This is a genomic window from Pseudoduganella danionis, assembly GCF_009720775.1.
Classification (GTDB): Bacteria; Pseudomonadota; Gammaproteobacteria; order Burkholderiales; family Burkholderiaceae_D; genus Rugamonas; species Rugamonas danionis.
Genome location: NZ_WNKW01000007.1, coordinates 1 through 24,281, shown reverse-complemented (window position 1 = coordinate 24,281; position 24,281 = coordinate 1). Strand labels below are relative to the sequence as shown.

Here is a 24,281-nt window from a genome sequence, read left to right as displayed (position 1 = left end):
ATGCAACATCTCGCCATCCTCGGTGCCAGCAGCCAGATCGCACGCGATCTGATCTGCTCGCTGGCACAGGAAGGCCGCAGCCAGCTACTGCTATACGGGCGCGACACGGCCGCCATCATGGCATGGCAGCAGGCGCACGGCTTGAACTACCCGGTCTACCACTATGCCGACTACGGCCAGCAGGCGCACGATGCAGTGCTCAATTTCGTCGGCGTCGGCGATCCGCAGCGCGCCGCGCAACTGGGCGGCGCCATCTTCAGCCTGACCCAGCAGTTTGACGATCTGGTGCTGCAGCAGCTCGCGCAACATCCGCAGCGGCGCTATATCTTCCTGTCCAGCGGGGCGGCCTACGGTGCCCGCTTCGAACAGCCGGCCGGCCCGGACACGCTGGCCAGCGTGCCGATCAATGCGCTGCAGCCGCAGGATTATTATGCGGTGGCCAAATTGCATGCCGAGTGCAAGCACCGCGCCCTGGCGCCGCTGGCGATTACCGACTTACGCGTGTTCAATTATTTCAGCCGCAGCCAGGATCTGGCTGCGCGCTTTTTCATTACCGACATCCTGCGTGCGATCCGCGCCGGCAGCGTGCTCGACACCTCGGCCGCCAGCATGGTGCGCGACTACCTGCATCCGGCCGACCTGCACCAGCTCGTGCGCTGCGTGCTGGACGGCCCGCCGCTCAATCAGGCACTGGACTGCTATAGCGCGGCGCCGATCGCCAAACAGCCATTATTGGATGCCATGCAACAACATTTCGGCTTGCGCTATCAGGTCAGTCCGGCGCCGGCCGGCCTCGTCAACGCCACCGGCAGCAAGCCGAATTACTACTCGACCCAGCGGCTAGCCGCCGAATTAGGCTATCAACCCCGCTATTCTTCTCTCGATGGCATCGTGCAGGAATCGGCGATAATCCTCGCTAGAGATGCTACATAACAAGACCACGGGTGACTCCAGATGACTAGCTCAGACAAACTCAAAATTGCCATCATCGGTTCCGGCAATATCGGCACCGACCTGATGATCAAGGCCATGCGCTCGCAACACTTGCAGTGCACGCTGTTCGCCGGCCGCAATTTCAATTCCGCCGGCATGAAGCGGGCCAGCCAGCTGGGCGTGCCGATTTCCGACCGCGGCATCGAAGCCATCCTCAGCGATCCGTCCATCTGCGATCTGGTGTTCGACGCCACCTCGGCGCAGGCCCACGTGGCGCACTGGGCGGCGCTCAAGCAGCTCGGCAAGACGGTGATCGACATGACCCCGGCCAAGCTCGGCGAATTCTGCATTCCGGCCATCAATGCCCAGGCCTGCCTCGACAGCGGCGCCGCCAACATCAACATGATTACCTGCGGCGGCCAATCCTCGATCCCGATCGCCGCAGCCATCGGCATGGTGCACCCGAACATCGAATACATCGAAGTCGCGTCCAGCATCGCCTCGCGTAGCGCCGGTCCGGCCACCCGCGCCAATCTCGACGAATACATCGACACCACCGAGGAAGCGCTGCAGCGCTTTTCCGGCGCGCAGCGTGCCAAGGCCATCCTGATTCTGAATCCGGCCAGCCCGCCTATCGATATGCAGACCACCATCTACGCCAAGATCGCCAACCCCGATCTGGCCGCCATCCGCGCCTCGGTCGATGCCATGGTGGCCCAGCTCAAAACCTATGTACCCGGCTATGCGCTGATCGTGCCGCCCACCATAGAAGGCGACCGCATCATCACCACCATCAAGGTGGTGGGCGCAGGCGACTACCTGCCCCAGTATGCGGGCAACCTCGATATCATCAACTGTGCGGCCATCGCCATGGCGGAAATGCTGGCCCGGGCGCGTATCCCTACCTCTCACCAGGAGCAGCAACATGGCTAAGAAAATCCTGATCAGCGACCCCACCCTGCGTGATGGCAACCATGCGGTACGCCATCAGCTAAGCCGCGACAGTTTCATCGCTTACTGCCAGGCGGCCGAAGCGGCCGGCGTCCCCATCGTGGAAGTCGGCCATGGCAACGGCCTGGGCGCCTCCTCGCTACTGGTCGGCGAATGCAGCCTCAGCGACGAAGACATCCTCAGCACGGCGCGCCAGCATTTGCAGCGCAGCCTGCTGGGCATCCATGTGATTCCCGGTTTCTGCACCATTCGCAAGGACCTGTCGCGCGCAGTGGAGCTCGGTGTCGACCTGTTCCGCATCGCCGCCCACTGCACCGAAGCCGACATCACCGACCGCCACATCGCTTACGCACGCGAAGCGGGCAAGCAAGCCTGGGGCGTGCTGATGATGAGCCATATGGCCAGCCCGGCCGTGCTGCTCGAAGAAGCCAAAAAGATGGAATCCTATGGTGCGGAAGCCATCGTCATCATGGATTCGGCCGGCGCGTATTTCCCGGCCGATGTACATGAGCGCATCAGCACGCTCGTGCAGGGGCTGAACATCCCTGTCGGCTTCCACGGCCACAACAATCTGGGCATGGCCATCATCAACTCGGTGACCGCCGTCGAAGCGGGTGCCAGCATCATCGACGGCACCATCCGCGGCTTTGGCGCCGGTGCGGGCAATACCCAACTGGAAGTGCTGGTGGCCGTGTTCGAGCGCCTCGGTTTCGAGACCGGCATCGACCTGTACAAAATTCTCGACGCGGCCGATGTGGCCGAGAAGACCTTCAATCCGGTGGCACCGTCGATTTCGCCGCTGTCCATCGTGTCCGGTCTGGCCGGCGTCTTCTCCGGCTTTGCCAAGCCGGTGGCGCGCGCCGCCGCCGACTACCAGGTCGACGCGCGCGATATCTTCTTCGGGCTGGGCAAACGCAATGCCGTGGCCGGCCAGGAAAGCCTGATCATAGAAGTGGCACGCGAACTGGCCGCTGCGAAAGGATAATCATGAGTCACTCCCGCTTTGCCGAAATGCGTCAGGACTGCCTGAACGCCTGCGCCGCGCAGCCCGAAGTGCGGGCCGCGCTGGCACGCCAGCACATCGCCGTCACGGGGGGCACGGGCTTCCTCGGTAGCTGGATCGCCGAAATGGTGGCCGCCCTGAACGACCACTACCAGCTCGGCATCCGCCTCGACCTGTATGCGCGCAATATCAGCGAATGGCCGCAGCAATATCCCCATCTGGCCCAGCGCGACGACATCCGCCTGCGTTCGCAGGATGTGCGCTCGCCGTTCGAACTGGCCAAAAGCACCAGCTATGTGATCCATGCGGCCGGCATCCCGAATAACCGCGTGCACGCTTCCGACCCGCTGCGCGTGCACCAGACCACTGTGGCCGGCATCAGCAATACGCTCGATGCTGCCAGCCAGCTCGATGGCCTGCTGCGCTTCCTCAACGTCAGCTCCTGTCTGGTGGCCGGCACACCGCAGCGCCCCGGTCCGCTCAGCGAAAACGATGTGTTCCCCGTGCCCGTCGGCCAGTTGCATAAAGTGTATGTGGACGCCAAGCGCTCGGCCGAAATGCTGGCCTCGATCTACCGCAGCCAGTACCGTTTGCCGCTGTCGACCGTGCGGCCGTTCACACTGACGGGCGCCTACCAGCAACTGGACCGTCCCTGGGCCATCAACAACTTCCTGCGCGACATCCTGACCGGCAGCGAAATCCGCATCCATGGTGATGGCAGCGCGCGCCGCAGCTATCTGTACGGCAGCGATGCCGCGTGGTGGACGCTGGCCGCGCTGGTCAAAGGCGTTGATGGCGAAGTCTACAATCTGGGCAGCGACGAAGCGGTCAGCCATCTGGAACTGGTCAAGCTGATCAGTGCACATGCCGCCCCGGCGCCACGCGTGGCGCTGAATACGGCGCCCGGCAAACAGCCGGCCCAGGACGATCTCTATCCCGATGTGAGTGCCACCCAGCGCCGCCTCGGCGTGCGCCAGACCTGCAATCTGGAACAGACGATTAGCAAGACTTACCGCTGGTTTGCCCAGCCGCGTGCTTAACTTACCGGACTGATGATGGCAACTCCCGGCTTTATACTCTCGATCTGCATCCCGACCTTCAATCGCGGGCCGTTTCTGAAACAGACGCTGGAAAGCATCGTCGCCCAGCCGGCTTTCCATGCGACCCACGATATCGAAGTGTGCATCTCCGATAACTGCTCGGACGATAGTACGGCCGCCGTGGGCCAGGCCTTTGCCGCCGCCTATCCGGACAAAATCCAATACCAGCGCCATCCGGAACCTATTTTCCCGGACAAGAATTTTGAAGCGGCGCTGCGCATGGGCAGCGGCGCCTATCTGAAACTGCACAACGATAATTTGGTGATACTCGATGGCAGCCTGGCCGAACTGGTCAAGGTGTATAGCGCCGTGCAAACGGAAAAGCCCGTGGTGTTTTTCACCAACGGTAATATGTACGCGGGCCAGCCGCTCGAGATCCTGCCCAATCTCGATGCTTTCGTGGCACGCGTTTCGTATTTCGCCACCTGGATAGGCGGCTTCGGCATGTGGCGCGAAGAGTTCTACGCCATGCCCGATTTCAGCCGCAATGCCCACCTGAAGCTGGTGCAGACCGACGTGATGCTGCGCCTGATGGGCATAGGCAAGCGCGCCATCGTGCTATACGGGAATTACTTCGCCGGCGTGAATGCGGGTCGCAAGAGCGGCTATAACGTGGCGCAGGTGTTTGGCCAGAACTATCTATCGCTGCTCAAGCCCTATCTGGCCAGCGGGCAACTGAGCAACGAAGTATTTCAGGCGGAAAAGAAGTCACTGCTGATCAATCACATCATTCCCTACTACTTCGGCAAGGACAATGATTTTTCCAAGACCGGCTTCTTCGAATACATGCAGGACTATCTGCATGACGACTATTTCTATCAGGCCGTCGAGCATCTGATCGGCACAGCACCCGCCGCAGCGGCTGCCGCGCCCGCTCCAGCCCCCGCACCGGCGCCCGTCGAAAAGAGCTTCGAAGAACAGAAAGCCGATTACTGGCGTGCGCTCAATCCGCACAACCACACCGTGCTGACCATGTCGGCCGGCCCGTTCGACTTCAGCAAGATCAGCGTCGGGCGGCGCACTTACGGCGAACTCAACATCATGGCCTATGGCCGCGATGCCGAACGGCTGACCATAGGCAGCTTTGTCTCGATCGCCAGCGAAGTCAAATTCATGCTGGGCGGGAATCACCCGTATGCCGGCTTTTCCACCTTCCCCTTCCTCGTCAAATATTTCGGCGAAACGCTGGAATCGTCCACCAAAGGCCCTATCGTGGTGGGCGACGATGTGTGGATAGGCTATGACGTGCTGATCATGTCCGGCGTCACGATCGGCCAGGGCGCCATCATTGCGGCCGGCAGCGTGATCACCAAGGATGTGGCACCCTACACCATCGTGGGCGGCAATCCGGCGCGCTATATCAAGCACCGCTATGCGCCAGCCATCGTGGAAAAAATGCTGGCCTTCGACTTCAACAAAGTCAGCGATGCGCGCCTGCTGGCAAACCGCGAACTGCTGTATCAGGGTTTGACGGAAGAAAACGTCGACGCCATACTGGCTGCGCTGCAGGACTGAACGGCAGCGCGCGCGCGCCTGCCGTATGCTGGCTAGTTGCCCTTACGCTGCGCACCGGCCGGTGCGCAGCCACTCCGCTTACTCGAAGCTCAGGTGCTTGGACTTGTACAGGTACTCGAACTCGTCCATGTCTTTATTGCGTGCCAGATTCCACAGCGCCGGTGCGCGCGAAATCAGTTCGAACTTCTCGAAGTCAAACGCGAAGTCATCCGAACGCACGGGCGGAATCGCCGTGTGGTTGATGTGGTAGATGAATTTGCGTGACAGCCGGCTGAACTGGCGCACATAGTTGGCCACATTATTGAGCGACATTTCCGCCAGACTGTAGGAATTGAACGCCATGTCAACGCTATCGTCCTTCAGTTCCGCCATGGCAAAATTCGGCAACACCACCGCATCGTACTGGCTCAAATCGGCCGTGGCCAGATCGATTTCACCATACAGCGCCACCTTCTTGTCGGGGCAACCGGCCAGCAGGTAGTAGGCGCTCAACGCCATATTCTCGGGCAGATCCACATCGATATAGGTCAGGTCGGGATTGTCGCGCATCAGGAAGTGGCCCAGGCCACCGAAGCCGCCGCCCAGTTCCAGCACCGTCTTGTGCTGCTTGCTGCGGATCAGGCGGCTGATGATGGTGGCATAGTAGTGCTGGTAATCCACCCCGGCACGGAAGAACTGGCCATCGATATAGAAGCCGTAAGGATTGCCCACCAGCGGCGTCTGCAGAGCTTCCAGTTTGTGCGTCTTGCCCATGGAAGCGAGCCAGATCTGCATGCGGTGCATCACGTCGGCCAGATAATTGCTCTTGGCTTCTTCCGTGATATTGCCGGAGAAATAGGTGCTCTGCATATCAACGGGCATGCCATGGATGCCGATCGTGCTCTGGTCGCGGAAGAAATTACCGTAAATCTTCATGAGCTTGTCGACGTCGCGATTCGCCATCGTCTGCATCAAGTCGCCCATAAAGCCCTGATAGATGGGCAGCCACATATGGCTGACCTGATACTCTTCCGGCGCATCTTTCTGCACTGCTTTCGCCTTGTTATACGAGGCCATCACACGTTCGACGATGGCGCGGTCAACCGCGGCCGGACGCTCGATAAAACCATTCTCTACGGTCAAAAACATGGCATTCCTTCTCGGAGGTTATTGTCGCTAGGGTTTAAAAATGGCTCAGATCGAGCACGATGCCGGCGCTGGCCAGCAAAGCCTGACGGGCTTGCCGGGTAGCCAGATTGGGCGCCGGATGTTTGCGGTACAGCTGCAGCATGACGTTGACGATCTGGTCGTCGCGCGAATTGCCGCGCCGCATATTTTCCGGTGCCGTCGCCTGGCTCTTGTGGATCACTACGCCATCGCTAGCAAAGTGCACCAGTTGCCGGCCCTGCATGGCGGCCAGCAGGAAATCCCAGTCTTCATACAGAATCAGCTCGGCATCATTGCGTACCCCGGCCAGCACATCGCGCCGGTAGGCCACACAGCTATTCGGGATGCGGTTGCGCACATACACGCTGTCGCTGCTGACATCGGCGATCGAAATACTCTGGCCCGACAGCGGCGTGGGCGGCATCACCGTGCGATCTTCATTGAGCACCTGAAAATCGCAGAACAGCAGCGCCGGCCGGTCCTGCAGCAAACGCGCCTTGAGCGCGGCCAGATGGCCGGGCCGGAACGTATCGTCATCATCGAGGAATAGCAGGTATTCGCCATCGGCCAGCGCCAGGCCCAGATTGCGGCTGGCCGCCGGACCCGGCGCGCCGCTGCGCCGTATCACATAGTCGAAGCGGCCATCGAGCTGGGTCAGTTCCAGATACGGCGGCAGATAGCTGGCCGTATCGGACACGATGATGACCTTGAAATCTTGGCAGGTCTGGGCGATCAGCGATTCCAGCGTGCGCTTGAGCAGCAGGGGCCGGTCATGGGTGGCGATGATAATGGAAAACACGGGCGCTCCGGTCAAGGTTCACGTATCGATTCGTCAAGCGCGCGTGTGAGCGGGTACAGCAGGTAGGACATCACCGTGCGGTGGCCCACCACCACTTCCGCCGTCAGCGTCATGCCCGGCAGCAAACGCGTGCCCTCGGGCATTTTGCGCAAGCTGCCCGTGTAGGGTATGCGGCTCAGGTAATACGCATCGAGGCCGCCGCCATTCTTGTCGGCCGTGTCGCGCTTGAAGGCGTCCTGGCTCAGCGTGCGGACCTTGCCTTCCAACATGCCGTGCTGCTGGAACGAGAACGCATCGACCTTGATGTGGGCCTGCGCGCCGAGCTTGATATAGCCGACATCGAGCGAATCGATCTGCACTTCCGCTTCCAGCGGCGCGCCCAGCGGCACCAGCGTAAACAGCGGCTCGGCTTCGCGCACGATGGAACCGACCGACAGCTTGGCGATTTCCAGCACCACCCCGTCGGCCGGTGCCACCAGCCGGATCGCGCGGTGGCGCTTGTCGGCCTTGGCCAGTTGTTCATTGATGCCGTCGCGGTCACGCGTGGCGCTCAGCAGGTCTTCCATGGCTTTCTGCCGCCAGCTACGCTCGAACGCAGCACGCTCGGCTTTGGCGGCGGCCAGCTCGCTGGCCATTTCGACGGCCTTGTTACGCTGCATATCCATGTCGCGCTCGACTTCGAGACGGCGGTCGCGCGCTTCCAGCAAATGCATCTTGGCGCCGAACTGTTCCGCCATCAGCTGTTCCTGCATGGCTTCCACTTCGCGCAGCGACTTGACCCGCTGCGCCAGTATCGACTGGTCATGCCGGTTGGTTTCCAGCCCATGCTCGAGACGGGCGATGTTCTGCTCCATCTTGGTTTTCTGCGCCTCGTAATTGGCTTTGCGCTCGCTGGCCAGTTGTGCCTGCAACTGGGCGTCGGCACTGGCCGTGGCGCCGCTGCGCGGACCGGCCTGGCCCGCCAGTTCGGCGCGCAAGCCGGCCGTCTGGTTATCCAGACTGTCGCGGCGGATGCGCAGTTGCTGTTCGTCGGCTGCGGTAAACGTCGGATCCAGCGTGGCCAGCACCTGGCCTTTCTTGACCACCTGACCGACCCGCACATCGATGCTCTGGATGATGGAGGTATCGAGCGGCTGCACCACGATATTCGGCAGCGGATTGACCAGCCGGCCGTGCGCCACGACGATTTTTTCGACCGGCGAGACGCAAGCCCAGATGATGAAGAAGGCAAACGCCGCCAGCAGCACATGCAGCGTCAGGCGTACCGACTTGGGCAGGGGACCGCGCTCGATTGCATCCGCGTCCGGCAGAAACTCGATTTCCGTTTCATCCTTGGCGCGGCGCTTGAAGCTTAGAGGTGACTTGTTTGCTGGTTCCATAAGTGCTGGTAAGTTTCGCTACGGGTAAGCAGTTCTTCATGACGTCCGGCATCCATCAGCCGGCCCTGTTGCATCACCATGATCTTGTCGGCATTCACCAGCGTGGACAGGCGGTGCGAAATCATCACCACCGTACGGCCCACGGCGATGCGCGACAGATTGTTGATAAAGATGGCTTCCGACTCCGGATCCAGCGCCGACGCCGCTTCGTCCAGAATCAGGATGCGCGGACGCGCCACCAGCGTACGGGCGATCGACAGGCGCTGTTTCTGGCCGCCGGACAGATTCGAGGCATTTTCTTCCAGCACGGTGTCATAGCCCATCGGCAGGCGCTCGATGAATTCATCCGCCCCGGCCGCCACGGCCGCTTCCACCAGTTCTTCAAAGGTAGCGTCGGGCTTGGTGACGGACAGGTTTTCGCGCACCGTGCCACGGAACAGGAAGTTTTCCTGCAGGACTACGCCGATCTGGCGGCGCAGGTGCGACAGTTCGATTTCGCGCGCATCGATGCCATCGAAACGCACGATGCCTTCCTGCACTGGATACAGGCCCTGAATCAGCTTGGTCAAGGTGGTCTTGCCGGAACCGCTACGGCCAACGATGCCCACTACCGTACCCGGCTCGATGGTAAAGCGGGCCTTGTCCAACGCCAGCGCCTGCGCGCCCGGGTAGCGGAACGTCACATCGTCGAAGCGGATTTCGCCCTGCAGCACGGGGCGCAAACCATTCGCACCGGCACGCCCTTCGGGTGCGCGGTTCATCACTTCACCCAGCATGCGCACCGACAGCGCCGTTTCCTGGTATTCATTGACCAGGCCCACGATCGAAATCAGCGGCTGGGTCACGCGACCCGACAGCATCTGGAACGCGATCAGTGCGCCCACCGACAAGGTGCTGTCGAACACATCGGCCGCACCGACCACGATCAGCATCACGGGCAGCAGCTTGCCGAGGAAGTCGGTGACGGCATTGCCGGCAATGGAAATCTGGCCGACGCGGAAATGCATGGTAATCGCTTCGGCCGAACGCTGGTCCCAGATGCGCCGCTGCGAAGGCTCGATGGCCAGCGCCTTGACGGTGCGCATGCCATGGATGGTTTCCACCAGCATGCCCTGACGCTGGCCCTCGGCCGCATACAAGGCATTCAGGCGGCGCTGGAAAGTCGGCACCATGGCCATCACCACCAGTGCAATCATGCCGGCAAACAGCAGCACGATCAGCGCCAGCTTGAACGAATAGCTGAACAGGATGGGCACGAACACCAGCAGAGCCAGCAGATCAAGCGCCGTGAAGAACAGCCGCCCGGTCAGGAAGCTGCGGATTTTCTCGAGCTGCTGCATGTGGCGCGTTACCACCCCGGCGCTGGTGGTTTCAAAGAAATCGATCGGCAGCGACAGCAAATGGCCGAACACGCGCCGCGTCAACCGCATATCGATCTTGTTGGAAGCGGCCAGCGTGAGCGTCTGGCGCAGGAAGCCAAAGGTGGCATCGAACAGCAGCGCCGCCACGATGCCCACGGCCAGTACCTGCAAGGTGGTCACGCTCTGGTGGGTGAGCACCTTATCGATCACCAGCTGGAAGAAGATAGGCGACGCCAGTGCCAGCAACTGCATGGCGATGGCGGCGATGAAAATATCGCGGAAGGCCGATTTCTGCTTGAGAATTTCGGGGATGAACCAGCGCAGGCCAAATGGCTGGTTGGGGTCGCTCAAACTATGCTGGCGTTTGATGAACAGCACCTCGCCATGCCAGCGCTGCTCGAAATCGCTACGTGCCACCAGCATCACGCTCGCGTTCGGATGGGCCGGATTGAGGACGGCGACCTGGTCGGCCGCACCGTCGGCACCGGCCTTGACGCCCACCACGATGACCATATTGCCATCGATCAGACGGGCCATCAGCGGGAACACGCCGCCCTGCGCCATCAGGCGCGCCCAGTCCAGCGTATCGGCCTTGGCTTTGAGCCCGATCTCGGCAGCGATGCGCAACAGCACGCCATTGCCCGGCTCTTCGGCCCGCAAAGCATAGTCGTCGATCAGCCGTTCCGGATTGATTTGCAAGCCATGGTGCTGCGCTATAGCGCTCAGACACTGAATCGCGGTATGGGGAAATTTATCTTGCATAAGCCTGATCTAGAGTAATTGCGGGTCGCAGCTTGCATTGGTGCACTACTTTGCCAGCCTGTCGATTCTAACCCAGCCCCCTTGCTCTAGGAACACTTTGTGTCCTTGGAACACAGCACGGTTTACCGCCCTGTTCACGGCCTAGAAAAAAAAACGGCAGGGCCACAGGCCCTGCCGTTTCAGCGCATTGCGCGCGACTTACTTGGCAGCCAGGATACCGCTGTGCTGGCCGTTCTGCAGCGCTTTCAGGCGCAGCGACTCGGCACTATCGGCCGCCGCACTGCTGCCGCTGAGCGGCTGCTCGTAACGGCTGATCGCATCGGCCAGCGCGGCCGCCGTGCTGCCGGCCGTGCTGCTGCCCGGCAGATCCAGCTTGGCCGATGCCGGGGCACTGGCCGCTGCATCGAAGCTCGACAGCGCCGCCGCCAGACCGCTCACCGAGGCGCTCAGGCTGCTGCCCGCTGCCGCCGCACCCATCTGGAACCAGACGTCGGCTGCCGCATGGCTGCTGCCATCGCTGGTCTCGTAGGTCGAGGTGATACCGACGATGTTGCCGTTGTTGAGAGACGCGTTCTGCTTGGCATCCAGATTGAGCTTGGTAATGCCCAGATCTGCCAGCGTCTTCAGTTCAGCCGCATCGCTGATGCCATCCGCATTGCCATCGACCCAGACACGCAGATCGGCAAACGCAGCATCTTTCGCATCCACCACACCGTCGCTATTGGTATCGAGCTCGGCCAGGGCAGCATAGCCGTTGCTGGCTTTCTGACCGGTGGCCAGCGTGGTACCCGAACCGAACAGCTCGCCACCATCGTTGATCACGCCATCATGGTTGCGATCCAGTGCCAGCAGACCATCGCCGCCGCCTACCCAGCCAGTGTTGACCTTGTTGCCATTTGCCAACAGATCGAAGTTCACACCGGCGCTCAGGTTCAGCGTATTGATGCCGTCGTTGTTCAGATCGAGCACCAGTGGCGTACCCAGCGGCGAAGGCAGTGCCGCAATCTGATCGGTCGTCAGGCCAGGTACCTGGGCGCTGGTGATCGAGCAGATCTGCGCGCTGGTCAGCGAGTGGATCTGGTCGGTGGTCAGGCTGGCCAGTTGCGCGGTGCTCAGGGCCGCCAGCGCTGCCGTTTTCAGACCCACCAGATCGGCCGTTTCGATCGCCACCAGCTGGCTGGTAGAGAGTGCCTTGATCTGCGTCGAGCTCAGCACGCCTACCTGCACGCTCGACATGGCCACGATCTGGTCCGTCGTCAGCGCCGCGACCTGAGCCGTCGCCAGCGCCGCCAGCGCCGCCGTTTTCAGTACCGTCAGGTCGGACGTGCTGAGTGCGGCAATCGCGCCGGTGCTGAAGGCGCTCAGTTGGGCCGAGCTCAGTACCGAAGCTTGCAGCGTGGTCAGCGCAGCCGCCTGGCTGGTGCTCAGTGCTGCCTGCAGGCTGGCCGTGCTCAGCGCCGAAATCTGGGCGCTGGACAGCGCGGTGATCTGATCCGTCGTCAGCGCAGCCACCTGGGCAGTGCGCAGATTGTTGATGATCGCCGTTTTCAGCGCGCCGATATCGTTGGTTTCGATCGCGGCGATGGCACTGGTGGTCATGGCGAACACTTGGCTGGTGCTCAGCGCAGCGAGCTGGCTGGTGTTCATTGCCACCACCTGGTCCGTGGTCAGGCCGGCAGCCAGGTTGGCCGTGCTCAGCGCGGTGATCTGGGCCGTATTCAGGCTGCCGATCTGGTCCGTCGTGAGCGCTGCCACCTGCGCCGTACGCAGATTAGCGATGGCCGCAGTTTTCAGCGCGCCGATATCGTTGGTCTCGATCGCCACCGTTGCCGCCGTACCCAGCGCACCCACCTGGGTGCTGGTCAGCGCGCCGATCTGGAGCGAGCTCAGTGCTGCGATCTGGTCGGTGGTCAAGGCATTGGTCTGCGCCGTGTTGAGTGCACCGATCGCAGCCGTCTTGATGGCGCTGACATCGGCCACGTCGATGGCGGCTATCGCCTGGGTGCTCAAGGCCGCCAGTTGTGCCGAGCTCAGCGTACCCACCTGGCTGGAGCTCATGGCCACCATCTGATCCGTGGTCAGGGCCTGGATGCTGGCCGTGGTGATCGCACTGATCTGGCCACTGGTCAGGCTGGCCAGTTGGTCGGTGGTCAGCGCGGCCAGTTGCTTGGTGCTCAGCGCAGCGATGGTAGCCGTTTTCAGACCCACCACATCAGCCGTTTCAATCGCGGCGATGTCGGCCGTGGTCAGCACGCCGAACTGGGCCGAATTGAGTGCACCGAACTGGGCCGAGTTCATCGCCACCACCTGGTCGGTGGTCAGACCGGCAGCCAGGTTGGCCGTGGTCATGGCGGCAAACTGCGCCGTCGTCATCTGGGTGATCTGATCCGTGCTCAGCACCGAGCTTTGCGCGGTGGTCAGGCCAGCGATGGCAGCCGTTTTCAGGGCAGCAATATCGTTGGTCTCGATCGCGGCGATGGCCCCCGTGCTCAGCGTACCGACCTGGGTGCTGGTCAGCGCACCGATCTGCACCGAAGTCAGCGCGACGATCTGGTCGGTGGTCAAGGCTTTGACCTGGCTCGTGCTCAGGCCGGCAATGGCAGCCGTCTTCATGGCAGCCATATTCGCGGCCACGATGGATGCGATGTCCAGCGTGCTCAGTGCGGCAACCTGGGCGGCGCTCAGTGCAGCCACCTGGCTGGAGCTCAGCGCTACGGCTTGATCCGAGGTCAGCACCTGCACATTGGCCGTGGTGATGGCGGCGATCTGGGCCGTATTCAGGCTGCTCAGCTGATCCGTCGTCAGCGCGGCCAGTTGCTTGGTGCTCAGGGCCGAGATGATGGCGGTTTTCAGGCCGACGATATCCGCCGTTTCGATGGCGGCGATATCGCTGGTGGTCAGCGCAGCGAACTGGGCCGAGTTCAGCGCACCGAACTGGCTCGACGACATGGCCACCACTTGGTCGGTGGTCAGGCCGGCCGCCAGATTGGCGGTGGTCATGGCCGAGAACTGCGCCGTGCTCATCTGGGTGAACTGATCCGTGGTCAGCGCAGCGCTCTGGGCCGTGGTCAAGGCAGCGATGGCAGCCGTTTTCAGGGCAGCAATATCGTTGGTCTCGATCGCCGCAATGGCAGCCGTACCCAGCGTGCCGATCTGGCTGCTGGTCAGCGCGCCGATCTGCAGCGAGCTGAAGGCCACCACCTGATCCGTGGTCAGCGCCTTGATCTGGCTCGTGCTGAGGCCGGCAATCGCGGCCGTCTTCATCGAACCGATGTTGGCCGCCACGATGGACGCGATATCCAGCGTGCTCAGTGCCGAGACCTGGGCGGCGCTCAGTGCGGCAATCTGGGTCGAGGTCAGCGCTACGGCCTGATCCGAAGTCAGCGCCTGCATATTGGCCGTGGTGATCGCACTGATCTGTGCGCTGCTCAGGCTGCTGAACTGGTCAGTCGTCAGCGCGGCCAGCTGTTTGCTGGTCAGCGTGGCGATGGCGGCCGTTTTCAGACCGACGATGTCAGCCGTTTCGATCGCGGCGATATCGCTGGTGGTCAGCGCGCCGAACTGGGCCGAGTTGAGCGCACCGAACTGGGCCGAATTCATCGCGACCACTTGCGCCGTGCTCAGACCGGCCGCCAGATTGGCGGTGGTCATCGCAGCGAACTGCGCCGTGCTCATCTGAGTGAACTGGTCGGTGGTCAGTGCTGCCGTCTGGGCCGTGCTCAGATTGGCGATCGCAGCGGTTTTCAGCGCGGCAATATCGTTGGTCTCGATGGCGGCAATCGCAGCCGTGCCCAGTGCCGTGATCTGGCTGCTGGTCAGCGCGCCCACTTGCAGCGAGCTCAGCGCCACAACCTGATCGGTGGTCAAGGCTTTCACCTGGCTGCTGCTGAGTGCAGCAATGGCAGCGGTCTTGATCGAGCCGATGTCGCCCGCATCGATAGACGCGATGTCCAGCGTGCTCAGTGCCGCGACCTGGTTGGCGCTCAGTGCAGCGATCTGGCTCGAGGTCAGGGCAACGGCCTGATCCGAGGTCAGCGCTTGCATATTCGCCGTGGTAATCGCAGCAATCTGGCCACTGCTCAGATTGGACAACTGATCCGTGGTCAGTGCCGCCAGTTGCTTGGTGGTCAGGCTGGCGATGGTGGCCGTTTTGAGACCGACGATATCAGCCGTTTCGATGGCAGCGATATCGGTGGTCGACAGCGCGCCGAACTGGACCGAGCTAAAGGCGCCAAACTGGGCCGAGTTCATGGCCACGATCTGGTCGGTGGTCAGGCCGGCGGCCAGATTGGCCGTCGTCATCGCGGCAAACTGCGCCGTCGTCATCTGCGTGAACTGATCCGTGGTCAGCGCCGCGCTCTGGGCCGTCGTCAGGTTGGCGATCGCGACGGTTTTGAGTGCAGCGATGTCATTGGTTTCGATCGCGGCAATCGCGGCCGTGCCCAGCGTGCCGATCTGGCTGCTGGTCAGCGCGCCGATTTGCAGCGAGCTCAGCGCAACGATCTGGTCGGTGGTCAGCGCCTTGATCTGGCTGGTGCTGAGGCCGGCAATCGCGGCCGTCTTCATCGAGCCGATGTTGGCCGCTACGATGGACGCGATATCGAGTGTGCTCAGTGCCGACACCTGGGCCGCGCTGAGTGCGGCGATCTGGGTCGAGGTCAGCGCTACGGCCTGATCCGACGTCAGCGCCTGCATATTGGCGGTGGTGATCGCGCTGATCTGAGCGCTGCTCAGGCTGCTGAACTGATCCGTGGTCAGCGCGGCCAGTTGCTTGGTGGTCAGGGTGGCGATGGTGGCCGTTTTCAGACCGATGATGTCGGCCGTTTCGATGGCAGCGATATCGCTGGTGCTCAGGGCGCCGAACTGGGCCGAGTTGAGCGCACCGAACTGGGCCGAATTCATGGCCACGACTTGATCCGTGCTCAGACCGGCCGCCAGATTGGCCGTCGTCATCGCAGCGAACTGCGCCGTGCTCATCTGGGTGAACTGGTCAGTCGTCAGTGCTGCCGTCTGGGCCGTGCTCAGATTGGCGATCGCAGCGGTTTTCAGCGCGGCAATATCGTTGGTCTCGATGGCAGCAATCGCGGCCGTGCCCAGTGCCGTGATCTGGCTGCTGGTCAGCGCGCCGATTTGCTGCGAATTCAAGGCCACCACCTGATCGGTGGTCAGTGCCTTGACCTGGCTGGTGCTGAGGCCGGCAATCGCGGCCGACTTGATCGAGCCGACGTCGCCCGCATCAATCGATGCGATGTCGAGCGTGCTCAGTGCCGCGACCTGGGCGGCGCTCAGTGCGGCGACCTGGCTCGAGGTCAGCGCAACGGCCTGATCCGAGGTCAGTGCCTGTATATTGGCCGTGGTAATCGCGGCAATCTGGGCGCTGCTCAGGTTGCTGAACTGGTCCGTGGTCAAGGCTGCCAGTTGCTTGGTGGTCAGCGCGGCGATGGTGGCCGTTTTGAGACCGACGATGTCGGCCGTTTCAATCGCAGCAATATCGGCCGTCGACAGCGCGCCGAACTGGGTCGAATTGAAGGCGCCGAACTGGGCCGAATTCATCGCCACGATCTGGTCGGTGGTCAGGCCGGCAGCCAGATTGGCCGTCGTCATCGCGGCAAACTGCGCCGTGCTCATCTGCGTGAACTGATCCGTGGTCAGCGCCGCGCTCTGGGCCGTCGTCAGGTTGGCGATCGCGACGGTTTTGAGTGCAGCGATGTCATTGGTTTCGATCGCGGCAATCGCGGCCGTGCCCAGCGTGCCGATCTGGCTGCTGGTCAGCGCGCCGATTTGCAGCGAGCTCAGTGCAACGATCTGGTCGGTGGTCAGCGCCTTGATCTGGCTGGTGCTGAGGCCGGCAATCGCGGCCGTCTTCATCGAGCCGATGTTGGCCGCTACGATGGACGCGATATCGAGCGTGCTCAGTGCCGACACCTGGGCCGCGCTGAGTGCAGCGATCTGGGTCGAGGTCAGCGCTACGGCCTGATCCGACGTCAGCGCCTGCATATTGGCGGTGGTGATCGCGCTGATCTGCGCGCTGCTCAGGCTGCTGAACTGATCCGTGGTCAGCGCGGCCAGTTGCTTGGTGGTCAGGGTGGCGATGGTGGCCGTTTTCAGACCGATGATGTCGGCCGTTTCGATGGCAGCGATATCGCTGGTGCTCAGGGCGCCGAACTGGGCCGAGTTGAGCGCACCGAACTGGGCCGAATTCATGGCCACGACTTGATCCGTGCTCAGACCGGCTGCCAGATTGGCCGTCGTCATGGCCGCGAACTGCGCCGTCGTGATCTGGGTGATCTGGTCGGTCGTCAGCGCAGCGCTCTGGGCCGTACTGAGGTTGGCGATCGCAGCGGTTTTCAGCGCGCCGATATCATTGGTCTCGATGGCGGCAATCGCGGCCGTGCCCAGTGCCGTGATCTGGCTGCTGGTCAGCGCACCAATCTGCTGCGAATTCAAGGCCACCACCTGATCGGTGGTCAGTGCCTTGACCTGGCTGGTGCTGAGGCCGGCAATCGCGGCCGACTTGATCGAGCCGACGTCGCCCGCATCAATCGATGCGATGTCGAGCGTGCTCAGCGCCGCGACCTGGGCGGCGCTCAGTGCGGCGACCTGGCTCGAGGTCAGCGCAACGGCCTGATCCGAGGTCAGTGCCTGCATATTGGCCGTGGTAATCGCGGCAATCTGGCCACTGCTCAGGTTGCTGAACTGATCCGTGGTCAGGGCTGCCAGTTGCTTGGTGGTCAGGCTGGCGATGGTGGCCGTTTTGAGACCGACGATGTCGGCCGTTTCAATCGCAGCAATATCGGCCGTCGACAGCGCGCCAAACTGGGTCGAATTGAAGGCGCCGAACTGGGCCGAATTCATCGCCACGATCTGGTCGGTGGTCAGGCCGGCGGCCAGATTGGCCGTCGTCATCGCGGCAAACTGCGCCGTGCTCATCTGCGTGAACTGATCCGTGGTCAGCGCCGCGCTCTGGGCCGTCGTCAGGTTGGCGATCGCGACGGTTTTGAGTGCAGCGATATCATTGGTTTCGATCGCGGCAATCGCGGCCGTGCCCAGCGTGCCGATCTGGCTGCTGGTCAGCGCGCCGATTTGCAGCGAGCTCAGTGCAACGATCTGGTCGGTGGTCAGCGCCTTGATCTGGCTCGTGCTGAGGCCGGCAATCGCGGCCGTCTTCATCGAGCCGATGTTGGCCGCTACGATGGACGCGATATCGAGCGTGCTGAGTGCCGCAACCTGGGCCGCGCTGAGTGCGGCGATCTGGCTCGAGGTCAGCGCTACGGCCTGATCCGACGTCAACGCCTGCATATTGGCGGTGGTGATCGCAGCAATCTGCGCGCTATTCAGGCTGGACAACTGGTCCGTGGTCAGCGCCGCCAACTGCTTACTGGCCAGCACAGCGATGGTGGAGGTTTTCAACGTGGCAACGTCCGCCGTTTCTATCGCGGCGATATCGGCCGTCGACAGCGCGCCGAACTGGGCCGAATTGAGCGCACCGAACTGGGCCGAATTCATGGCCACCACCTGGTCGGTGGTCAGGCCGGCCGCCAGATTGGCCGTGGTCATGGCCGCGAACTGGGCCGTGCCCATCTGGGTGAACTGGTCGGTGGTCAGCGCTGCGCTCTGGGCCGTGGTCAGGTTGGCGATGGCCACGGTCTTCAGTGCGCCGATGTCATTGGTTTCGATGGCCGCGATGGCCGCCGTGCCCAGCGCGCCGATCTGGCTGCTGGTCAGCGCGCCCACTTGCAGCGAGCTCAAAGCTACCACCTGGTCGGTGGTCAGGGCCTTGGTCTGGGCCGTGCTGAGCGCGGCAATGGCGGCGGTCTTCAGGCTGCCGATGTTGGCAGCCACGATGGAAGCGATGTCGAGCGTACTCAGAGCGCTGACCTGGCCGGCGCTCAGGGCAGCGATCTGGGTCGAAGTCAGGGCAACGGCCTGGTCCGAAGTCAGGGCTTGCATGGTGGCCGTGGTGATGGCACTGATCTGGCCCGTGCTCAGAGCGGCCAGTTGGTCGGTGGTCAGCGCAGCCAGCTGCGAAGTTTTCAGGTTAGCGATATTCACCGTTTTCAGACCGGCGATATCGACCACTTCGATAGCCGCCACATTGGCGGTCGAGATGGCAGCGAACTGGGCGGTATTGAGTGCGCCCAGTTGACTCGACGACAGTGCCACCACCTGTTCCGTGGTCAGGCCAGCAGCCAGATTGGCCGTGGTCAGCGCCGTGATCTGGCTGGTGCTCATCTGCGCTACCTGATCGGTGGTCAGGGCGGCACTCTGGGCCGTGCTCAGATTGGCGATCGCGCTGGTTTTCAGGTAGCTGAAATCAGCCGCTTCGATGGCGGCAATTTCTGCGGTGGTCATGGCCGCTACCTGAGCACTATTGAGCGAAGCGATCTGTTGAGTAGTCATGGCGGCGATCTGGTCGGTGGTCAGGGCTTTGGCCTGGGCTGTGGTCAGCGCGGCAATCGCCGCCGATTTCAGCGAGGAGATATCCGCAGTTTCGATGGCAGCAAGGTTCAGCGTGCTCAGTGCCGCCACCTGGGTAGCACTCAGATTGCCCACTTGGGTCGAGTTCAGGCTTACCACCTGGTCCGAGGTCAGCGCCTGCACGCTGCTGGTGGTCAGCGCGGCGATCTGGCTCGAAGTCAGATTGGAGAATTGGTCGGTGCTCAGGGCCACTAGCTGCGCCGTGCGCAGGTTGGCAATAATCGTGGTCTTCAGCGCGATCAGGTCGGCCGTCTCGATGGCGGCAATCGCGCTCGTGCCCAGCGCATTGAACTGGGTGGTGCTCAGCGTGGCCAGTTGGCTCGAGCTCAGCGCGACCACTTGATTGGTGCTCAGGCCGTTCGCGAGGTCGGACGTGCTCAGTGCCGCGACCTGGCCCGTGCTCAGTGCACCGATCTGGTCAGTAGTCAGGGCCGCCATCTGCGCCGTGCTCAGGCCGGCAATAAACGCGGTTTTCAGCGCGCCCACATCCTGGCTTTCCATGGCCGCCAGATTGGCCGTCGTCAAGCCCGACATCTGGGCTGAAGTCAGTGCCGCGGCCTGGGTCGTGGTCAGCGCCATCACCTGGTCACTGGTCAGTGCCAGCATTTGCGCAGTCGCCATGCCGGCAATGGTCGCACTGCGTAGCACGGCGAAGTCGCCCGCTTCGAGCGCCGCAACGGATGCCGTCGCTAGCGCATTGAACTGGGCAGAATTGAGTACCCCCACCTGGGTCGAGGACAGTGCCACCACCTGGTCAGTCGTCAGGCCTACTGTCAGTTGGCGCGTGGTCAACGCGCTGATCTGGCTAGTAGTCAGGGCGCCGATCTGATCGGTGGTCAGCGCCCGTGTTTGAGCCGAACTGAGAATTACCAGTTCCGAGGTCGCGAGCGCAGCAATTGTTTGGGTGGCCAGCTCAGCGATCTGGTCGGTACTCATGCTTGGGACGATGCTCATTTCCATTCTCCTAGGGGCACTGCACAATTCTATCGAGACAAATATTGGAGCCGGCGGGGACTTTTGCCCGGGGCTCCAACGTCAAATTGGGTATTAAAACTGATTTTATTGCTGAAAAGCCGGATTCAATCGCTTGAAAAGGGGCAGTATTTTAGTTCTTAACGTCAATAACTGAGCCAACTTTAGTGCCGTCCGCGGTTTACTCGCGGCAACTTTCAGTGAGCTCCATTTGTAACTATTACTCTACTACGCTGCAAACCAGCGGCAGGCCAGAGCCATGGCTCTAGCCTGCTGCCCATACCACTTATTTGTTCGGCAGGGCCAGCACACCATGGTGGGCCGGTGCCGTTTTCCAGCGGGTATCACTGTCGCTGGAAGCCTGGCCTGCGCCACCCAGCGGTTTTTCACTATAGTGTTGCAAGGCACTGGCCAGCTGGGCCACCTGCTGGCCTACCTCATGCTGGCCAGCCGGCATGGTCAGCTTGCCTGCATGGGCGGCTGCCAGATCACCGGCAAATTCCGCCAGCGCATGCGCCACACCGCTGACACTGCTGCTCAAGCTGGCCGGGCTAGCGGTGGCAAACCACACGTCCGCCGCTGCATGGCTGACGCCATCGGCCGTTTCGTAGCTGGAACTGAGGCCAACGATGTTGCCGTTGTTGAGGCTGCCATTTACGCTCACATCCAGATTCAGCTTGGTGATGCCGAGCGCGCCCAGCGACTTCAGCTCAGTACTCTGGCTCACGCCATCGCCATTGCTGTCGACCCACACGCCCAGCGCTGCGTAGGCCTTGTCTTTGCTATCGACCACGCCATCGCCGTTGCTATCGAGTTCAGCCAGTGCGGCATAACCATTGCTGGCTTTCTGGCCGTTGGCCAGCGTGGTGCCCGTGCCGAACAGTTCGCCGCCATCGTTGATCACGCCATCCTGGTTGCGATCGAGCACCAGCAAGCCATCACCGCCGCTGATCCAGCCCGTGCGTACGGTCTGGCCATTGGCCGCCAGATCGAACTGCACGCCCTGGGCCAGCGCCACGGTCTGGATGCCGTCGCCATTCAAGTCCAGTACCAGCGGCGTCATGAAGTTCAGTGCTGCGGTCTGGGCCGTGGTCAGCGCATGAATCTGGTCATTGCTCAAAGCATGCAGCTGGGCCGACGTCATGGCATGGATCTGGGCCGTAGTCAGCGAGGTGATTTCCGCCGTACGCAGGCTGGCCACCTGTTTGGTGCTGAGCGCGGCAATCGCCGCCGTGCTCAGTTGTATCAGATCCGCCGTTTCCATCGCGGCCAGCGCAGTGGTCGACAGACCTGCAGCCTGGGCCGTGGTCAGGATGCTGACCTGGGCCGTCGTCAAGGCCACCGCCTGGGCAGCACCCAGTGCGTTGATCTGGCTGGTCGTCAACTGGGCCACGGTGGCCGTGCCCAGTACCTCGATGCTGGCCGTGGACAGGGCCGCCATGCTGCGGCTGGACAGCGCCGCAACCTGGCCCGTGCTCAAGGCCACCGTCTGGGCCGTCGTCAGCGCGCCGATCTGGTCGCTGTTCAGGCCCACGCTGAACGCAGCATTGGCCAGCGCAGCAATTTGCGCAGTCGACAGGGCGCCGATCTGGCTGGTGCTGAGGCCGGCCATCTGGGCCGTCCGCAGCGCTGCCACGGCACTGGTGGTCAAACCGGCGATATCAGCCGTCTCGATCGCTGCCACACTATTGGTGCTGAGCACCGCGATCTGTGCCGTCGTCATGCTGCTGAATTGTTCCGAACTCAGCGCTACTATGCCGGCCGTGCCCAGCGCGCCAACCGCTGCGGCACTCAAGGCAGCCAGCGATGCCGTCGGCAGTGCACTCAGTTGCGCCGTGCTCAGCGCCGCAGCCTGGACGCTGCTCAGTGCCGCCAGCGACGCCGTACGGATCGCCGCCAGGTCAGCAGTTTCGAGCGCCGTGATCTGGTTGGTGCTCAGCGCTGCCACCTGAGCGCTGCCCAGTGCGGCCGCGCCACCCGTGCTCAGCGCCACGACCTGGGCCGTGTTCACGGCCTTGATCTGGGCCACACTCAGGCTGGCCACGGCATTGGTGGACAGGGCGCCGAAGTCGGCCGTCTCCAGCGTCGCCAGATTATTGCTGCTGAGTGCAGCCACCTGTGCCGTGCTCAGTACACCGGCCTGGTCGGTGGTCAGTGCCGCCAACTGGTTCGAGTTCAGCCCGCCAAATGCAGCCGCCGTCAGTGCCATCGTCTGATTGGTCGACAGCGCAGCCACCTGGGCCGTACTCAGTGCGCTCAACTGGGCGCTGCGCAGCACGGCCACACTGGCCGTGGTCAGGCCGGACAGGTCGGCCACTTCGATCGCGCCCACGCTGGCCGCCGTCAAGGCCGCCACCTGCCCCGTCGACAGCACGCTGAGCTGCGCCGTGGTCAGGGCCACCACTTGCGCCGTGGTCAGCGCGCCTATGCTGGCATTGCTCAATATGCTCAACAGTTCCGTGCTCAGAGTATTAATCTGGTTGGTGCTGAGCGCTGCCACCTGGGCCGTGCTCAGTGCGGCAATCGCTGCCGTTTTGAGCTCGGCCAGATCGGCCGTTTCGAGTGCACCGATGCTGGCCGGCGTCAGCGCCAGCACCTGGGCGCTGCCCAGTGCACCGGCCTGGGTCGTGGTCAGCGCCACGATCTGATCCGTCGTCAGGCCCTTGATCTGGCTGGCACTGAAGGCGGCCAGCGTGGCCGTCGCCAGCACGGCCACATCGGCCGTTTCGAGCGCAGCGATGGCCATGCTGCTCAGACCAGCCACCTGGCCGACACTCAGCAGGCTAGCTTGTGCCGTCGTCAATGCCGCAAGCTGTTTGCTGTTCAATGCAGCCAACTGGGACGAGCTGAAGGCGGCCGTCTGGCCCGTGCTCAGTGCGGCAATCTGGGCCGTAGTCAAGCCCGTGAGCTGAGCGCTACGCAATACCGCCACATTGGCCGTGGTCAAACCGCCCAGATCGGCCACTTCGAGTGCGCCCAGCGCATTGCTGCTAAGCGCCACGGTTTGCGCCGTGCTCATTGCGGCGAACTGGTCGGAGCCCAGCGCCACCACTTGATCGGTACTCAGCGCGCCTATGGCAGACGCACTCAGCGCACCGAAACTGGCGGTAGCCAGCGTACTCAACTGTGCCGTGCTCATGGCGGCTAGCTGGGCGCTCGACAGCACGGCGATGGTGGCCGTCTTGATGGCCGACAGATCGGCCGTTTCCAGACCACTCACCGCACTGGCGGCTATCGCTGCCAACTGGGCCGTCGTCATGGCGGCCGCTTGTGCCGTGCTCAGCGCTACCAGTTGGGCGCTGTTCAGCGCTTTCACCTGGCTCACGCTGAAGGCAGCAAAGGCATCCGTACGCAGCGCGGCAAAGTCCGCCGTTTCCAGCGCAGCGATGGCGACGCTGTTCATGGCGGCGATCTGCGCAGTGCTGAGTACGCTGGCCTGGGCCGTCGTCAGCGCCTGTACCTGGCGCGTATTCAGACCGCCAACCGCACCGGCCGTCAATGCCGTGACCTGATCGGTCGACAGTGCTGCCAGTTGATCCGTGCTCAGGGCCGACAACTGGGCGCTGCGCAACAGCGCCACACTGGCCGTGGTCAGACCGGACAGGTCAGCCACTTCAATCGCGCCGACGCTGGCGGCCGTCAGAGCCGAGACCTGGCCCGTGGTCAGTGCGCTCAGTTGCGCGGTGGTCAGTGCAACGATCTGGGCCGTGGTCAAGGCGCCCACGGCAGCATTGCTCAGCGTGCTCAGCAAGGCCGTGCTCAGCGTGTTGATCTGGTTGGTGCTCATGCCGGCCACCTGGGCCGTCGTCAGCGCCGCGATGGCCGCCGTGCGGATTTCTGCCAGATCGGCCGTTTCCAGTGCTGCGATGCTGGCCGGGGTCA

At 62.6% G+C, this 24,281-nt stretch carries 11 protein-coding genes; 5 read left to right on the top strand and 6 right to left on the bottom strand.

Features of this window, described 5'->3' with window-relative positions; translation table 11 throughout:
• From GM655_RS19955 to GM655_RS19935, 5 genes are read left to right on the top strand one after another with little or no spacing between them, the layout of a single operon-like run.
• The gene (locus tag GM655_RS19955; protein WP_155436431.1) at positions 1-933 is read left to right on the top strand and encodes an NAD-dependent epimerase/dehydratase family protein; all 933 of its coding nucleotides are present in this window, start codon (positions 1-3) and stop codon (positions 931-933) included.
• Between the two features lie 21 nt (positions 934-954).
• The gene (locus GM655_RS19950; RefSeq protein ID WP_155436430.1) at positions 955-1,866 is read left to right on the top strand and encodes an acetaldehyde dehydrogenase (acetylating); all 912 of its coding nucleotides are present in this window, start codon (positions 955-957) and stop codon (positions 1,864-1,866) included.
• On the top strand, positions 1,859-2,869 hold the full coding sequence (dmpG, locus tag GM655_RS19945) for a 4-hydroxy-2-oxovalerate aldolase (RefSeq protein WP_155436429.1): 1,011 nt from the start codon (positions 1,859-1,861) through the stop codon (positions 2,867-2,869). Before GM655_RS19950 ends, dmpG begins: the two co-directional genes overlap by 8 nt.
• A 2-nt stretch (positions 2,870-2,871) precedes the next feature.
• Entirely contained in the window at positions 2,872-3,927 is a 1,056-nt protein-coding gene (locus GM655_RS19940) for an NAD-dependent epimerase/dehydratase family protein (RefSeq protein WP_155436428.1), read from the top strand.
• A gap of 12 nt (positions 3,928-3,939) precedes the next feature.
• Positions 3,940-5,502, top strand: coding sequence for a glycosyltransferase (locus GM655_RS19935; protein WP_229632661.1), 1,563 nt, complete (start codon positions 3,940-3,942; stop codon positions 5,500-5,502).
• 78 nt (positions 5,503-5,580) lie between these two features.
• On the opposite strand, the gene GM655_RS19930 is transcribed toward GM655_RS19935, so the two are convergent.
• The 6 genes from GM655_RS19930 to GM655_RS22795 form a co-directional block, all read right to left on the bottom strand.
• Complete coding sequence (locus tag GM655_RS19930) at positions 5,581-6,630, bottom strand: putative sugar O-methyltransferase (protein ID WP_155436427.1); 1,050 nt, start codon at positions 6,628-6,630, stop codon at positions 5,581-5,583.
• 34 nt (positions 6,631-6,664) lie between these two features.
• Positions 6,665-7,447 (bottom strand): glycosyltransferase family 2 protein, encoded by a 783-nt coding sequence (locus GM655_RS19925; RefSeq protein WP_371866904.1) that lies wholly within the window; start codon positions 7,445-7,447, stop codon positions 6,665-6,667.
• 11 nt (positions 7,448-7,458) lie between these two features.
• On the bottom strand, positions 7,459-8,826 hold the full coding sequence (locus tag GM655_RS19920) for an HlyD family type I secretion periplasmic adaptor subunit (protein WP_155436425.1): 1,368 nt from the start codon (positions 8,824-8,826) through the stop codon (positions 7,459-7,461).
• Positions 8,799-10,949 (bottom strand): peptidase domain-containing ABC transporter, encoded by a 2,151-nt coding sequence (locus GM655_RS19915; protein ID WP_155436424.1) that lies wholly within the window; start codon positions 10,947-10,949, stop codon positions 8,799-8,801. Before GM655_RS19915 ends, GM655_RS19920 begins: the two co-directional genes overlap by 28 nt.
• Before the next feature lie 198 nt (positions 10,950-11,147).
• The gene (locus tag GM655_RS19910; RefSeq protein ID WP_155436423.1) at positions 11,148-20,381 is read right to left on the bottom strand and encodes an SPM autocatalytic domain-containing protein; all 9,234 of its coding nucleotides are present in this window, start codon (positions 20,379-20,381) and stop codon (positions 11,148-11,150) included.
• 304 nt (positions 20,382-20,685) lie between these two features.
• The coding region (locus GM655_RS22795) for a beta strand repeat-containing protein (protein WP_371866903.1) at positions 20,686-24,281 on the bottom strand (3,596 nt) is incomplete at its 5' end.